We start from the raw sequence: 16,990 nt of genomic DNA on the forward strand, positions 1-16,990 counted from the left end.
TAATATAGAGCACTACATTAATTTTTCTAAATCCATTATTGAATTATAAATCATTTCTCTTGTTATTTTATAAGGAACATGTTTTATATCGCCTGTTTCCATTGCCTTGTCAAGCACTTTGTCAAGGTCTTTTTCTTCTACTTCAATATCGGCTAAGCAGGTTGGAAGTCCGAGATTTTTGTTGAAACTATAAACTCTGTCACGTTCTTTAAATTGCTTGTCACATGTAAGCATAACCAGTACACCATAGGAAACTACTTCACCGTGCAAATGATTTTTTTCTATCTTTTCCAGTGTAGTGCATCCATAATATACTGAATGAGCGAGGCAGCTATTGTAATCATTTATTACAAGAACTGATACAAGTCCTGCGGTAATTATTATGTTAAGAATTACTTGTTCTAATTCCTCTGATACTCTGTGAGCTTTGGCATCTTCATAGGCTTTTTTACCATACTTTAAAAGAGGTTCTACACAATTACGACTTATATCAACACCTAAAAGATTGGTGTGGTCAAGTTCATCACCTCTTGATGAAAATGTGCATTCATATTCTTTTGACAATGCATCACCTATACCTGCCCAGATAAAATTGCTTGGTGCTTCTGCTATTATTTTTGTATTTATAAAACAATGTGTTGCCGGTTTTTTAGGAAAATATAATTCTTTAAATACATGATTGGAATCATAAATTACTGTTGTTTCTGTTATGGCAGCACAATTTGAAGCTATTGTCGGAAATACGAATATTGGCTGACCAGTCTGATCACACATGGTTTTGCTTGTGTCAACACTTCTTCCACCACCAACTGCAAATATCATATCAGCATTTGCAACTACTGGATTTTTCTTAAGCATTTCAACATTTTCGTAGGTCGAGTCCCCACCAAACCATACGAAATCCGATATTTCTATATTTGAACCTTTGACACTTTCCAATAGTGCTTCTCTGGCTTTTGCCATTGCTGTTTTGCCCCCAACTACTACAGCCTTCCTTCCATATGCTTCGCAGATTTTAGGAATTTCTTTATAAACGTCATCTCCTATACTATAGCTTGGTAAAAATACACTGTAATTACTCATTTTTTTTGCCCCCAATTTATTTGTATAATTTTTTATAAAATAAAAAGAACCTGTCTCAATTAATTTAGAGACAGGTTCTAAAACCTGCGGTACCACTCTACTTGTAAACTTAAAAAGCAACCCCTCGTAAAATATCTCCAGGAAAACCTGTTCAATATTTGACAATATAACGGTTGCTACCGGTCGTGCCTACACAATAAAGTATACCTTCAGCTAACTACTCATGAGTGATTTTCAATTCTTTTGTAAATCTTATCTCCCAGCAAATGATAAGTTCTCTTACTAAATACTATAGAATTTACTTTTCTCAATCAACATATTTATTATTGACTTTTTCATAATTATATGCCGCATTTTTTATAATGTCAAGAGCTTTAAATTAAATTTTAATATTTTCTCTTGTTCATTATATAACATAATAGTATAATAATAGCATTAATATATATTAAAATTGTAGAGCTATATAATTATTTGGGCACTTTATATATAGTGAGCTAGTAGTGCAACCGACCAACTTTTAGCTAGTTGGCTTATTTTTTTGTATTTTTTAAAGTTAAATTAAATATATATAACTTTAAGGGGGGGGAATTCTATGGTGAGTATAATAATCCCTACATTTAATGAAAAGATAAATGTTATAAAAATTGTAGATAGAATAAAAACTGCAATTGATAATATTTATGACTACGAAATCATATTTGTAGATGACAGTTCAGACAATACTATTGAATATTTAGAAAAATTAAAAAATATGTATAAAAATATTAAATATTCACACAGGACAGGTGAGAGAGGTCTGGCAACAGCTGTAGTTTCAGGAATAGATATGAGTAGAGGAGATATCATTGTAGTTATGGATTCAGATCTGCAGCATCCTCCTGAATTATTACCTGAGATGATCAAGAATATAGAAGAATATGACATAGTAATTCCTAGTAGACATTTGACTGGTGGAGATGAAGATGGATTAAACATTTTTAGAAAAATAATTTCACACACTGCATCGGCTATTGGAAAGCTATTTTTAAAAAAACTGAGGAATATAAGTGATCCTACTGGAGGATTTTTTGCATTTAAGAAGAAGATATTGGATGGAATTGTTTTAAGTCCTGTAGGATGGAAGATACTTATGGAAATTTTAGTCCGTGGAAAATACAGCAAGGTAAAAGAGATACCATATAAATTTGAAAAAAGAGATTATGGAAATTCAAAAATGTCTTTTATTGAGCAGATAAATTATTTAAAACATATATTTAGATTAGTAAAAGATAGTGTGGATGATAGAAGGATATTTGTATTTGCTATTGTGGGCTGTTTAGGCGTAATTGTAAATATGATATTTTATAATATTTTTGTATTTTGTGGATTTAATATAAGTATTTCAGGAACGTTTTCGGCCGTAATTGCTATGATTGGAAACTTTATTTTAAATAGAAATATCACATGGAAAGATAAAAAAACTGAGAAATTTTTTGCAGAGGCTTTCAAATTTTTAACTATATCATCCTGTGGTATAATTATCAACATAATTATATTAAGTTCTTTGCATTACAAATTAAAAGTCAATTATAATGTTGCAAATTTAATTGGCATTTGTGGAGCAGTACTATGGAATTATAATTTAAATAGACTATGGACATGGAAAAATAATTTAAGGAGCTTTTAAACAATTATGGCAAAGAGTTATAACAAAAGTATATTTTCAAAATTACCAATGAGGGATTCATTAATAATGTTTTTAGCAGTATTTATTGCAGAACTTATTGGTGGTATTTATTTTAGTTATTTCAAAGGTATATTATTAAATGATGCTTTTAGCAGAACTGCCAATGCATTCTATGTTCTTTATGTAAAACCTTTTAGACTTGCATCTATAGGTTTTGTATGGAATCCACTGCCAAGTATATTTCAATTGCCATTTGTGGAATTATCTAAAATTTGGAGACCTATAGTTTCATCTGGTATTTCAGCTGTAATAGTAACAGCAGCTTCATCAGCTTTTAGTGCTTTATTATTGTTTCGGGTTTTTACCAGATTCAATATATCAAAAAAATATTCAATATGTATAATTCTTTTATATGTTACAAATCCTTTTATATTTTTTTATGGAATGAATGGAATGAGTGAGGAAACTTTTTTCGCAGCTGTTATTTATATTGTAGCAAATATGACTTTATGGATGAGAGAAGGAAGTCCTGAGTATATTATAAAAATTGCATTTGGTTTAACTTTTGCTTTTTTTTGCAGATATGAGGCAATGCCATTTGCAGCAGCAGTTGGTATTGGAGTTTTAATAAATATATTCTTCAGTGAAAAAGAGAAAAAATTCATTCCATCTAATATAAAAAGAGAAAAATATCATTATGCAGAGGGTACGGCTATTGTCCTGTATGCACCTATGATTTATGGAATATTGTTGTGGATATTCTTAAATTGGACAATTACTGGAAACCCATTGTACTTTCTAAATTCAGTTTATTCTAATACATCACAGAGCCAGCTTACTACTTCAATTGAATCACCTATAAAAGCTATAGAATACGTTATTCAAAGAGCTATACCATTTTTACCGCTATTTTTTGCATTTATACTAATTAGATCAGCAAATAAAAAAATATTTAAAAGTGATTTTTTTATACTTTGTATACTTGTGGTAACTATGTTGGTTTTTCATTTTCTAATGCTTGTTAAAGGAAGTTCTTATGGCTGGTTTAGATTTTTTTCTTATTCACTGCCTATATGTATTGCATGGCTTCCATATGAACTGTCAGGAGTTAAAAAAATATTTAGACCGACAGTTTTTAAAATACTATGTGCAGCATTGATTATTTCGTCAATATTAACTGGAAGAGCACTTTCAGATCCAGTTATTGCTGTAGAAGAGCACTATGTTTTAGCTAATCAGGAAGGAAAAGAAATTTCTGAATATATAAATGAAGAACTTCCGGATGAAAAGATAATGATGGATTCATTTTTAACTTCCGCAATTATTTTAAATGTGAAAAATATTGATAATCTTGTTGTAAGCAGCAGCTTAAACTTTAATCAGTATTTGGACAACCCTGCAAAATACGGAATTAATTATATAATAGTACCGGATCCGGATGATGGCATTGGGTCATTAGATGCATTTAATAGGAGATACCATTACTTATATAAAGATGGTGCTGACTGGTGTACTTTAAAAAAAGAATTTGAAGGGTACAAAATATTCCAAATTAAAGACTAAGAGGTGATATATGGTGCCAAAGAATATTGATAAAATTGGCGATAGGCTTCTAAATAGGGGGTATATAAGTGAGGAGGAACTGAAATTTGCCGTTGAATATCAAAAAAAACACGGTGGACTCATGGGTGAGATACTGATTAAGAATAAATTTATAACATCAGAAGACCTGGAGAGCTTTATAAATACAAGTAAGTTTTCAAGACTTGGAGAGAGATTGCTTCAGGCAAAGTTTATTAATCAACAACAATTAAATAATGCTATTAGTTATCAAAAGGATAATGGTGGACGTATAGGCGATATTCTTGTATATCTTAAATATATTACAGAAAAGCAATTAGAGGATTTTTTAAAAACAGATAACAAACAAAGAATACCTATAGGTCAAATGCTTGTGGATAAAGGCAGGATAACAAAGGAACAACTTGATGAAGCGATAAAACTTCAGAGAAAAAGCGGAGGTAAATTAGGAGACGTACTTTTATTTTTAAAATATATAACACCGGAAGATTTATATAGAGATTTAGCCACCCAGAATAATATAGGAAGAATAGGCAAAAACATTGATTTTAGAAGTTCAAAAAAAATTCCCTATGAAGTTGCACTTAAGTATAATGCAATAATTATAAATGAACGAGAAAATTCGTATTTGCTTGCAGTGAGGGAGATACTATCTGAAGATGATATTAAAGAAATTGAATCCTATTTAGATAAACCTGTAGAGCAAGTTTTGGCCACAATGATTGAAATAGATAACTTTTGGGATCAAGTTTATAGCTATACTCAAACAGAGAAGAGTGTATTTGAATTATATGATGAACAACCAGAGAATTCTGCTATAGTAACTTTTTCTAAAAGTCAGCAAATAGTTATGGTAATTATTATATTGACACTTATTATAATGATGATTTCAAATTATAAAGCTGCACTTTTTTCGATAAATCTCTTTTTTCAGGCTCTTTATGCTATTATGACCGTATTAAAACTCTTAATTGTCATAAAAGGAGCAAACAGAGATGCACAACTTAGATTTACACAGGAAGAATTAGACGAAATTGATGAAAAGGAACTTCCTATATATACTATACTTGTTCCAGTTTATAAGGAAAAAGAAGTTATAAAAGGTTTGATTAAAAATATACAGAATATTGATTATCCACAATATAAATTAGATGTTTGTATACTTCTTGAAAAAGATGATACTGAAACCATTGAGGTTGTAAACAACATGGATTTGCCAAGCAATTATAGAGCTATTATTGTTCCAACTTGTAAGCCGAAAACTAAACCTAAGGCGTGTAATTATGGATTGATAAGGGCAAAGGGAGAATATGTTGTTATATATGATGCTGAGGATAGACCTGAACCAGACCAACTTAAAAAAGTCTATTTATGTTATAAAAAATTACCAGATGAATTTGTGTGTATACAAGCTAAACTTAATTATTTTAACAGTAACCAGAATATACTCACAAAATGGTTTACTCAGGAGTATAGTATGTGGTTTGAGCTCCTTTTGGTTGGCATTATGCAGTTGAAGACACCTATACCACTTGGTGGAACATCTAATCATTTTAAAATAGATTTTTTGAGGGAAGTTGGTGCATGGGATCCCTTTAATGTAACAGAAGATGCTGATTTAGGTGTTAGGCTTTTTAAAAAAGGATATAAAACTGCGGTTGTAGATTCCCGTACCTGGGAAGAAGCAAATTCACGTTTAGGAAATTGGATCAGGCAAAGATCTAGATGGATAAAGGGGTATATGCAGACATGGCTTGTACATATGAGACATCCAATCAAGCTTTATAAATCATTGGGACTTGAAGGTTTTATAGGATATCAAGCTATGGTATTGGGTACACCACTTTTACCTATTATAAATCCATTTTTCTGGTTAATGCTTATATGGTGGTATGTTACAAAGGATTTGTGGATAAGGTCACTATTTCCTGGAATATTTTATTATATTGCAGCCTTGCAACTTTTCTTTGGAAATTTTATGTTTACATACACAAATACAGTTGGTATGTACTGGGTAATAAGAGATTGTGCACTTAAGAAAAAACAACCATTTTCTTATGGATTGATTAAGTATGCACTTTTGACTCCTATATACTGGATATTGATGAGTGCTGCTGCATATAAGGCATTATTTCAGCTCATTAAAAATCCTTTTTATTGGGAGAAGACTGATCACGGATTGACATCAAAGAGAAATGACACATCTTTAAATAGGAATATTAATACTTAAGGAGGATAAAAGTGAATAAAAAGTGTTTTTTCATAATTCTTGCAAGTCTAATAATTTCTTTTATGTTTTTAAATAAAAATGTATCAGCTGCAGCAAGTAATAGTGCTGCAGCACACAGTTATGACATACAGCTTTTTAGTGAAAACCAAAATTTCAATATGCCTAAAAGTGCAGCGTCATATTTTTTAAATATCCCGAAAGATGCTGTACTAAACAATGATTGCTATGTCACCATACATTATGCTATTTCCAATACTTTAATAAGTAATCTTTCAAACATATCATTGAGTGTTAATGGAGTTCCTATTGATACGGAATGGATATGTAATATACAAAAGACATCTCCAAATTACTGGAAGGTAAGTATACCTATTGATAAATTAAAAGTAGGAGCAATAAATGAAATTAGAATTGAAAGTGATCACCGTTCTATAATAGGAGATTGTGCAGATATTGATAATCCAGGCAACTGGGTTACTATATATAATGATTCTAAAATACATATATCGGATAAGAGCTTATATTCACCAACACTTTCAGATTTCTATTCTTCTTATTTTGAGGATTTTGGGAGCAAACAATATCTAACATCTAATTTTGTATTACCTAAAGTGAAAAATAATGATTTGATTTCAGATCTCTTGAAATTAAGTTCTTCAATTGGCAGTTTGTATTCAGATAGAAACTTGATAAATTATAATGTTGGAGATAATTTGAATCAACAGTCTACTGCAAATTCTATATTAATTGCACCAATTGATAAATTGAAGGAAAATAAAAATTTAAACCAAAATCAGGGATTTTTATCAATTTCAAATAAATCACAGGAAAATCCCTATTATAATACTGTTATAAGTGGAGAAAATCAGGAGGGGATTAATAAAGCTGCAAACTTTATTTGCAATAATTCACTTTTAAAACAAATAAAAGATAATTCATTAACTGTGGATTCCAAAGTAAGCAGCAAATATAATAAATTTATCCAGAATAAAAAAGGATTATATAGATTTTCTGATTGGGGATATTCTGACGTAAACCTGGCAGGAGCCTTTCATCAGAGAACTAGTTTTTCATTTGTACAGCCTAATGGTGTACAAGCTGGAAGTGGTTCTTATATAAATTTAAAGTTCAAGCATTCCAAAATACTGCTTTCGGATAGATCACTGCTAACTATATATATAGATGGAAAAGTTATAAATAATTCAAAGTTATCAGATTCTAATGCGGAAGACGGCAGTTTGAAAGTTCAAATTCCAGATAGTGCTTTAAAGAAACCTGTAATAAAGGTAGATATTGAAGTATACAATTATATAGGAAAAATAGATTGTTCTAAAGATTATTATGATAGTGCGTGGACATATATAAATTCAAATTCCGAGGTATGTTTAGTCCCTGGAAGATTAATTATTCAGCCATCACTTGACAACTTCCCATATTTTAATACGTATAATGAAAATAAACAACCTAAAATTTTAATGTCGTTTTCAAAAAATATTAATAATGATGACTTAGATACAGCAGCAATTATTGCCAGTCGTGCGGGACAAAATTCTAAAGAAGTATTTGATTTTGATGTATTAAATGGGGATAGTGAACCGACTAGGAAACAGAAAGATGAAGATATGATTTTTATAGGTTCATTTAATAATATCAAGCTTCCAGATAAAATTAAAAATTCAATTCCTATAGTGCCTTTAGGAAATAACAAATTTAGAATTAAAGATGGAATTCAGGTGGTGCCGGAAACTTTGAAAAATAAGACAGTAGTACAGGTAGTTAGATCACCCTGGAATTTTTATAAAAGAGTATATGTAATAACTTATGACAATAGTTCTAATTTGAAAGCTTTAAAATCAGTTTTAAGTGATACAGACAACCTAAAAAAAATAGAAGGACAGGTATCTGTTATTGATAATAAAAAAGGAGTTAATAATATATCAGTAAGTGATTCAGAGGATAATAAAGTGCCGGTTACATTTAGCTCTGCTATACAGGTAATTGAAGATAAATCAGGTTTCCCATGGTGGGCACTTTTAATAGCCTTAATTTTGGCAGGAATATGTATAGCTGCTGTTATCAAATTGAGAAAGAAAAGTAATCAATTTGAGGATGCAGGTGATAAAATGAAAAAATCTCAAGGGTTTGATAAGAAAAACTAAATTCTCAAATATTTTAAAAATTAATTTTGACTTATATGATTTTAGATGATATAATAAGTTACTGCATTAGAGTTATCTAACTCAGTACTTGTCTTATCATGGGGGCGTATTGGCTTCGACGGGGGCAAGTTGGGTTTGAGAAGCGAGTCGAGGGAACCTGTGGACCCGCGTTAAAAAACTATGGGGTTTAAATATAAACGCAAACAATAACGAAAATTTAGCTTTAGCAGCATAGTCTGCTAGCCGTCAGCCTGGACTTCCCGCGATCCAGGGTCTGGCGTCGATAGCGGGGTCCCGAGTCCAGGAAAGCTTTGACCTGGAAACGGAATTTATGAAGCTACTGAAGTCAGAAGCCTGTCCTTAGGCGTCTGATGGAGGGAATGTTAAAATAAGGACTGCACTCGGAGATGCTCAAGCGTTTCTGCTTTCGGACAGGGGTTCGACTCCCCTCGCCTCCACCATACATACCAACGGTTTAGGAATATTTGACATTCATTTTGACATCCGGCTTTTTTAGATACAAAGTTTATTGAATAAAAATAAATGTTTATTTTGTTTTAGGGCTATTGGATGAATTTAAATTAATATTTGGTTTTAGAGAAAGTCACTATTCTTGGTTGGATGGGTGCTTTTTCTCTTTGCTATTAATTTCTATGTGAATACCAAGAAATTTTATCTCAATAATTAACTTAGAAATAAAAAGATATTGAATTTTTATTTGTTGTATTGTGAAATTAAATATGATATAATTTGGATAATATATTGATTGGAGTTGAAAAGATGATTAAATTTTCTTGCTAATTTATTAAAGTGCGATGTAACAGAAAGATAAGCAGATATGATCTGTTTTTTATTGTACTTATGCAAGAAAGTTGTTCTTTTTTCTCTTAATGTTATACGATTATGTTATAAAGATTAGCGTAACTATGTATATTTATGAGCTGTAAGAATAATAATTTCTTGCAGCTTTTATTTTTTATAAATAATAGGAATAAGGAGGATCAATGATATTATGAGTAATAAGGATACATGGTTAACACATGATAATCTTCATATAAAGCCGGATAATTCAGGTGACATTTATATGGAGTAATAATAAAGTTGCCTATCTTTCCGACTTTGTTATTTGTACTTTTAATTGCAAAGGAGGATAAAAATATGTCTTTAATAAATGTAACAAATCTGACCTTCGCTTATGAAGGCAGTTATGATAATATATTTGAAAATGTAAGCTTTCAAATTGATACCGATTGGAAATTGGGCTTTATCGGAAGAAATGGAAGAGGAAAAACTACATTTCTGAATCTTTTACTTGGAAGATATAAATATGCTGGAAATATTTCAGCTAATGTAATTTTTGAATATTTTCCATATGAAGTACAGGAACAAGAAGATTTTACCGTAGATATCATAAAGAAAATCAGTCCAAATTTAATGGATTGGGAAATAATGAAAGAATTATCATTGTTATCTATAGATGATAATATTTTATACAGACAATTTTATACACTATCAAAAGGAGAACAAATCAAAGTACTGTTAGTAGCTATGTTTTTGAAGGAGAATTCATTCCTGCTTATTGATGAACCTACAAATCATTTGGATATTGAAGCTAGAAAAAATCTCAGCAATTACTTGAGAAAAAAGAAAGGATTTATTTTAATTTCACATGATAGAGCTTTTTTGGACAATTGTATTGATCATATTCTATCAATAAATAAGACAAATATAGAAATACAAAAAGGTGATTTCTCTAGCTGGTGGGAAAATAAAAAAAATCAGGATGGATTTGAATTATCAGAAAATGAAAAGCTTAAAAAAGATATTATTCATTTATCGGAGTCTGTCAAACGATCAAGTAATTGGTCAAATGAAGTGGAAAAATCAAAAAAAGGAATAACAAACTCTGGTTCCAAGCTTGATAAAGGTTATGTTGGACATAAGGCTGCTAAAATGATGAAACGTTCTAAGTCGATCAAAAACAGACAGCAGGCTGCTATTGATGAAAAGTCTAAGCTTCTCAAAAATATTGAAAGCTCTGACAGCTTAAAGATTTCCCAACTTGCTTATCATAAAAATAAACTTGTAGAACTTGAGAATGTTTCAATTTTCTATGGTGATACCATAGTTTGCGAAGATGTTGGTTTTAGTATAGAGCAAGGTGACCGAATTTCACTCAAAGGTAAAAATGGCTCAGGAAAATCAAGTATTATCAAACTTATTTGTGGCGAGGATATAAAATATACAGGTACTTTTAGAAAAGGAAGTAAACTAAAAATATCCTATGTATCACAGGATACCTCGCATCTTAAGGGCAACTTAACTGACTATGCTTTAGAAAAGAATATTGATGAAAGTCTTTTTAAGGCAATTTTAAGAAAACTTGATTTTTCAAGAATTCAATTTGAAAAGGATATGTCATCTTTTAGCGGAGGCCAAAAGAAAAAAGCATTGATTGCAAGAAGTCTTTGTGAGAAAGCTCATTTGCATATTTGGGATGAACCACTCAATTTTATTGATATTATCTCACGGATGCAGATAGAACAGTTACTGCTTGAATATTCACCAACAATATTATTTGTGGAGCATGACAGCAAATTTTGCAAAAATGTTGCAACAAAGTTTTTTGAGCTTTAGCTAAATGAATAAGGGTATATTAAAAAGGGAGTGATAAGACTTCCCTTTTTTTGCCTAAAAATAAACAGTAATAAATGATGAAATTACTCAAAAATTAAAAAAATTACGACAAAAATTAAAAAAAATCCTAAAGTTATGATAACATATTATTTGTACAATAATAAACAAGTGTCTTTAGAAAAGAACTAATCTATTAATTAATAGGCATTTTTGAAAGGAGATATTTTACGTGGAAGAAAAAGAATTAACACGTGGCCTAAAAGCACGTCATATTGAATTGATTGCTTTAGGCGGCACAATTGGCGTAGGCTTGTTCATGGGATCGGCTAGCACGATCAAATGGGCAGGACCATCGGTACTATTGGCTTATGCAGTAGCCGGCATTGCCATGTACATAGTTATGAGAATCATGGGAGAAATGCTTTACCTCGAACCATTGACAGGTTCATTTGCAAATTATGCAAATAAATACATATCTCATTGGGCTGGATATATGACAGCATGGTGTTACTGGTTTATGTGGATAGCTATCGGTATGTCGGAAGTTACCGCTCTCGGTATTTATATGCATTACTGGTTTCCAGCTTTACCGGCCTGGATTCCGGCTTTAATTGGTGTGGCTATTCTAGCTGCTGCTAATTTGACTTCAGTTAAGTTCTACGGCGAGTTTGAGTTTTGGTTTTCTTTAATTAAAATTGTCACAATTGTAGTTATGATCATAATAGGATTTGGTTTGATTTTCTTTGGTATTGGTAACCACGGCGTAGCCATTGGCTTAAAAAATCTTACGGCGAATGGCGGTTTCTTTGCCGGTGGTTGGAAAGGCTGGTTATTTGCCTTGTGCCTGGTAACAGCATCTTATCAGGGTGTAGAACTCGTCGGCATCACAGCTGGAGAAGCACAGAACCCACAAAACACATTAAGAAAAGCAATAAAAAATATTATTTGGCGTGTATTGATTTTTTACATTGGTGCTATATTCGTAATCGTAACTATTTATCCATGGAATAAAATCAGTACTCTTGGCAGTCCGTTTGTCCTAACTTTTGCTAAGATTGGAATTTCTGCTGCTGCTGGTATTGTCAATTTTGTAGTGCTGACAGCTGCAATGTCTGGCTGCAACAGCGGAATTTATAGCTGCGGTCGTATGCTTTATACCTTGTCAAAAAATGGCCAAGCTCCTAAATTCCTTGGTAAAGTAACCAAAGACGGTGTACCAGCAAACGCTATTAAAACAACTTTGGTTTGCTTGCTCATCGGTGTAGGTTTAAACTATATATGTCCAAATTCTAAACTATTTGTTTATATATACAGTGCCAGCGTTCTTCCAGGTATGGTTCCCTGGATTGTTTTGTGCATAAGTCAAATAAAATTCCGAAAAGAACATGCAGCTGAAATGGCAGATCATCCTTTTAAATCAAAGTTTTTCCCATATGCTAACTATATTGTAGTGGGATATCTTTTCTTAGTTTTAATTGGTATGTGCTTTAATTCCGAAACACAGATGTCCTTGCTGGTTGGTGCTGCGTTCTGTATCATAGTTACTATCGGCTATTTTGTCTTTGGCATCAACAAACACACTGCTTCAAAAGTAGAAAAATTTAAAGATGAAGGATTAGAAAACAAATAAACAAAATGATGAAAGCACCATCACGCACCTTATCACTCATGATGGTGCTTTTGTTATGCGATTTTTAATTTAGGATACTATCATTAAAATATAATAAAACTCACTACAAATTTAACTATTGATGGATTATTTTTGTACTTGTCTCCTATATTCATTTGGTGTCATAGTAAAGTTTTTCTTAAAAATATGATAAAAATGACTTGATTCTGAATATCCAACCTTTTCAATAATTTCCTGTACAGAAAGATTTGTTTTAGATAAATAGAAACATGCTTGCTTAAGTTTAATGTTTTGCAAAATTTCTGAATATGTTTTATTAGTATGCTTTTTAACTTCTTTTGATAGATAATTTGGATGATAATGAAAGTGTATAGCAGTTTCTTGCAGATTTGTTGTAGCGAAGTTTTCTTCAATGTAATTCATGATTTCATTAAATTTAGCAGCTTTTTCGTTAGTTTTAAGAAGATTATTAGATTTTTTTGAGCTATTTCTAGAAATTTCGATAAAGAGAATAACATATAAACTTTCTAATACACTTCTAAAGCCAGGACGTTCATCTATAAATTCATTAATTATTAAAAATATTATTTTTTTTAATGAATCGGATTGAGCAGTATCAAATACTAAATAAGTATCTCTACTATTTTCATCAAATAAATAATTAATTAAAAATGATGATAAAGCATTATTTTCTCCAATTAAGTTTAGAAAATAACGAGAAAAAAAGGATTTTTTAAACATAAAATTAAATAAAATATTATCCTCGTCATTTTCTGTAATAATAGCGTGATACGCTTTCGAATTAACTAAGCATAGTTCTCCTTTAGATAAAATCATTTCTTTATTATCAATTTTTTGAATACATTTTCCAGAATAAATATATATCATTTCAAAAAAATCATGCCTATGAAATAGATTATTACCATGACTATTATGTAAGTTTACTGCAATATCTCCAGGTGGATTAAAGTCAAAAACTGATTCATCAAAAGCATTGAAGGTTTTAGAATTCAGAAAAACAGAATTAAAGCGAGCTGATACTTTATTCATGTAATCTTGTATTTTTTTATCAAGTAATGGCTTATTATTAATCATTATTAATCTCCTAGTATACTACATTAATACCTTATATTAATTATATAGGATATTTAAACAAATGAGAAGAAGAGTATGTATATAAGTGGTTAAATAAAAACAATAAAAAATTACAAAAAAACACTTACTTGAGTGAAGATAATTAATATAATTACATCGTAAAAAAAATAAAAAATTTAAATCATGATTATACAAAATAAATATTTAAAGGAGGAAATTTAAGTGAATAAAAAGATATATCAAATTATTAAAAAAGAAATTATGGATGCTGCATCTGTAATGAACAATTCAAACAAAATGATTTATATTAAGGGTAAAAGGGTAACCATACTATGCAGATGAAAACACTTAACGGGAAAATATTTACGAGACAGTTAGTAATGTTTTTCGGGGGACTTAATATAATACAGTTTGGGGTAGCAATGTTTTTATGTTTAGGTATTGGATCAGATCCTTTTACTGTTTTTTCACAGGGGATTTCGAGACTCTTAAATATCAATATCGGCAATGCAAATAGGGTGTTAACTTTTTGTTTACTTCTGCTTTTGTTTTTTATAAATAGAAAAAAGATAAATATTGGAATGATTTTATCAATTGTGTTCACAGGAATGTTTCTTAATATGTATATAAAATTTGTTAAGTTGATTATGCCCGGCAATATTACCTTAATAGGCAGCATAGTATTGTTTTTTTTAGCAAGTATTCCAGTATCAATTGGTTTTGCAATTATGAAATCAGCCAGATTAGGGGTTGCACCAAATGATTATTTGTATTTGCTAATTACAAGTTATGTTAAAAAACCTTATAGTGTAGTTAGAATAATTACAGATACTATATATATTATATTTGGAGTCTTATTTGGAGGAATTGCAGGAATTGGCACTATTATATGTATAATTACTCAAGGACCATTAATACAATTGTTTATGGCAAGGGTAGAACCTACTTTAGAAGGATTTTTAGTTGAAAAAAATAATTGACACGTAACCATAAAACCCATAAAATTCAGGTATCAGATTTTATGGGATGTTTTTTATTTATAAGCGGTTGTTCTTTTAAATTTTCCAATAGGTATAGATAATTTTAAGATAGATTTAAGGTGAGTAAAATATAGTTAATATAAATGCTTGTCGCTGAAATTGAAAAGGGGGGTATACAATGAAAGGTATGAAAAATATAATTAAAAAGTTTCAAGTTGTAGTACTTGTAGTATTAATTGGGCTGGGAACTATGTCTATTACAAATATAAATCAATTTCAGAATAACAACAGTAATCTATATATGTCTTCTGAACATTTTTCCAATCAATATTCGATTCATTCACTTAAGAACATAAGATTGCGCAATACAGCTGTAGCTGCGGCAAATCTTCCTGCCAATACTCAGACATCTTCAAACTGGAGTGGATATATAACTACGCCTGCGTCTAGTATCTATACCAGTATTTCAGGCAGCTGGACAATCCCTAGTATTTCGTCAAACAAAGGAGAGTCAATAGGTGCCCAATGGATTGGCTTGGGTGGTGTATCATCTTCAGACCTTCTCCAAATGGGAACTATGGAGGAAATAGAAAATGGACAAACTACAGTAGAAGTATTTTGGGAAAAGCTTCCTGATGCCTCTCAAAATATAATGAGCCTTCCAGTAGGTTCAACTATTAATGTAAGTATATACAAATCATCGAATTCAGACTCTACGTGGAATTTGACATTTACTGCTAATGAACCAAATGGTACAGTTCAAACAAAGACAATAACTACAACATTGGATTCTTCATATGCTCAAGGAATAGGAACATCTGCTGAATGGATCAGCGAAGATCCTTCAAATGAAAATAGTGAGCTTCTTCCTTTAGCAAATATGGGCACAATAAAATATAAATCGGCCAAAGTTAATGGTCAGGCATTAAATGCTTCTGGCAATACTGTTGAACCTGTTGCCATGGTATCTAATGGGAATATAGCAATTTATCCTTCTGAACTTGGATCGGATGGAGAATCATTTACAACAACAAGTACAAACTTAAGTACTAATTCAAATACAAATGTTAATCCATATTCACGTAACAATCCTGGTTTTAGACATAGAGTTAGTAAAGCACCAATGCCTTTGCAAATACGTGAAAGAATACATTATGGTTTTTAGTATGTAAATTTTATAATAAGAAAAGATATAGTACAAGTTTATTTTCTACTATATCTTTTCTTATTTTATATATTGAAATTTTTATTGATTATATCTATAACATCAAGCAAACTACCGGCTTTAGCAAAAATTTTTGACATAAGCTCATCGGGTATTCTTATGAGGTCAGGTACCCATATAGGTTTTATACCTGCATTTAATGATGCGTTTATCCCATTTGTAGAATCCTCTAAAACAATTGCATTATTAGTATCAACATCTAATTTTTCGCATGGAGTTAAAAATATTTCAGGGTTGGGTTTGCTTTCTTTTATATCCTCTCCGCTTATTATAAAATCAAAGCCTGTAATTCCTGTCATAGTCAAATAATAATTTATTACTTCAGCTCTACTTGAAGAAGCCACAGCCATTTTAATCTTATTTTCCTTAAGAAATTTTATAAGTTCTAAAAGTCCTGGTTTTATAGGAACTCTATCTTTTTTGATTATATCACGAAATATTTTATTCTTATAAGAAAGTGCGGCTTCTAATGGAAAATTTTCACCAAAGGTTTCTATAAATGTTTTATTTCTTGATTTGCAGCTTGCACCTGTAATTTTTTGAAATATACAATCATTAAAAGTATAACCGTATTTTTCACCGGTTTCTTTATAGGCTATTCTAGCAATTCTTTCTGTGTCGAACATCAATCCATCCATATCAAATATTACTAATTTTAAATCCATCATACTTGAGTAAACAGTCCTTTCATTTTATAATTAAAA

11 protein-coding genes, 1 other RNA gene, 1 riboswitch and 1 other annotated feature are annotated in these 16,990 nt (G+C 30.6%); of the genes, 9 read left to right on the forward strand and 3 right to left on the reverse strand.

What is annotated here, in order from left to right; all coding sequences use genetic code 11:
* Positions 1-12 precede the first annotated feature (12 nt).
* Positions 13-1,083 (reverse strand): iron-containing alcohol dehydrogenase family protein, encoded by a 1,071-nt coding sequence (locus J2Z42_RS10895; RefSeq protein WP_209702797.1) that lies wholly within the window; start codon positions 1,081-1,083, stop codon positions 13-15.
* Positions 1,084-1,146: 63 nt separating this feature from the next.
* Positions 1,147-1,407, reverse strand: a binding site (T-box leader).
* Positions 1,408-1,521: 114 nt separating this feature from the next.
* Positions 1,522-1,604: riboswitch (cyclic di-GMP riboswitch) on the forward strand.
* Between the two features lie 71 nt (positions 1,605-1,675).
* Between J2Z42_RS10895 and J2Z42_RS10900 the strand changes: the two genes are divergently transcribed.
* From J2Z42_RS10900 to J2Z42_RS10930, 7 genes are all read left to right on the forward strand, one after another.
* Positions 1,676-2,749 carry a glycosyltransferase gene (locus tag J2Z42_RS10900; RefSeq protein ID WP_209702799.1) on the forward strand — a complete coding sequence of 358 codons (1,074 nt, stop codon included), beginning with the start codon at positions 1,676-1,678 and terminating at the stop codon, positions 2,747-2,749.
* Positions 2,750-2,755: 6 nt separating this feature from the next.
* The gene (locus J2Z42_RS10905) at positions 2,756-4,312 is read left to right on the forward strand and encodes a hypothetical protein (RefSeq protein ID WP_245331587.1); all 1,557 of its coding nucleotides are present in this window, start codon (positions 2,756-2,758) and stop codon (positions 4,310-4,312) included.
* A gap of 10 nt (positions 4,313-4,322) precedes the next feature.
* Entirely contained in the window at positions 4,323-6,560 is a 2,238-nt protein-coding gene (locus J2Z42_RS10910) for a cyclic di-GMP-binding domain-containing protein, MshE-related (RefSeq protein WP_209702801.1), read from the forward strand.
* A gap of 11 nt (positions 6,561-6,571) precedes the next feature.
* Positions 6,572-8,719 carry a cellulose biosynthesis cyclic di-GMP-binding regulatory protein BcsB gene (locus tag J2Z42_RS10915; protein ID WP_209702803.1) on the forward strand — a complete coding sequence of 716 codons (2,148 nt, stop codon included), beginning with the start codon at positions 6,572-6,574 and terminating at the stop codon, positions 8,717-8,719.
* Between the two features lie 100 nt (positions 8,720-8,819).
* Positions 8,820-9,180: a transfer-messenger RNA gene (gene ssrA / locus J2Z42_RS10920) on the forward strand.
* A gap of 697 nt (positions 9,181-9,877) precedes the next feature.
* Entirely contained in the window at positions 9,878-11,356 is a 1,479-nt protein-coding gene (locus tag J2Z42_RS10925; protein WP_209702805.1) for an Lsa family ABC-F type ribosomal protection protein, read from the forward strand.
* A gap of 229 nt (positions 11,357-11,585) precedes the next feature.
* On the forward strand, positions 11,586-12,986 hold the full coding sequence (locus J2Z42_RS10930; protein WP_209702807.1) for an amino acid permease: 1,401 nt from the start codon (positions 11,586-11,588) through the stop codon (positions 12,984-12,986).
* A gap of 126 nt (positions 12,987-13,112) precedes the next feature.
* On the opposite strand, the gene J2Z42_RS10935 is transcribed toward J2Z42_RS10930, so the two are convergent.
* Positions 13,113-14,081, reverse strand: a complete 969-nt coding sequence (locus J2Z42_RS10935; protein WP_209702809.1) for an AraC family transcriptional regulator — start codon at positions 14,079-14,081, stop codon at positions 13,113-13,115.
* 332 nt (positions 14,082-14,413) lie between these two features.
* On the opposite strand from J2Z42_RS10935, the gene J2Z42_RS10940 reads away from it, so the two are divergent.
* The gene (locus J2Z42_RS10940; RefSeq protein WP_209702810.1) at positions 14,414-15,061 is read left to right on the forward strand and encodes a YczE/YyaS/YitT family protein; all 648 of its coding nucleotides are present in this window, start codon (positions 14,414-14,416) and stop codon (positions 15,059-15,061) included.
* Between the two features lie 178 nt (positions 15,062-15,239).
* Positions 15,240-16,226 carry a G1 family glutamic endopeptidase gene (locus tag J2Z42_RS10945; RefSeq protein ID WP_245331588.1) on the forward strand — a complete coding sequence of 329 codons (987 nt, stop codon included), beginning with the start codon at positions 15,240-15,242 and terminating at the stop codon, positions 16,224-16,226.
* Between the two features lie 65 nt (positions 16,227-16,291).
* Here the strand turns inward: J2Z42_RS10945 and J2Z42_RS10950 are convergent, their stop codons facing one another.
* Positions 16,292-16,954, reverse strand: a complete 663-nt coding sequence (locus J2Z42_RS10950) for an HAD family hydrolase (RefSeq protein ID WP_209702812.1) — start codon at positions 16,952-16,954, stop codon at positions 16,292-16,294.
* Between the last annotated feature and the right edge of the window lie 36 nt (positions 16,955-16,990).

The organism is Clostridium algifaecis (assembly GCF_017874415.1).
Lineage (GTDB): Bacteria > Bacillota > Clostridia > Clostridiales > Clostridiaceae > Clostridium_B > Clostridium_B algifaecis.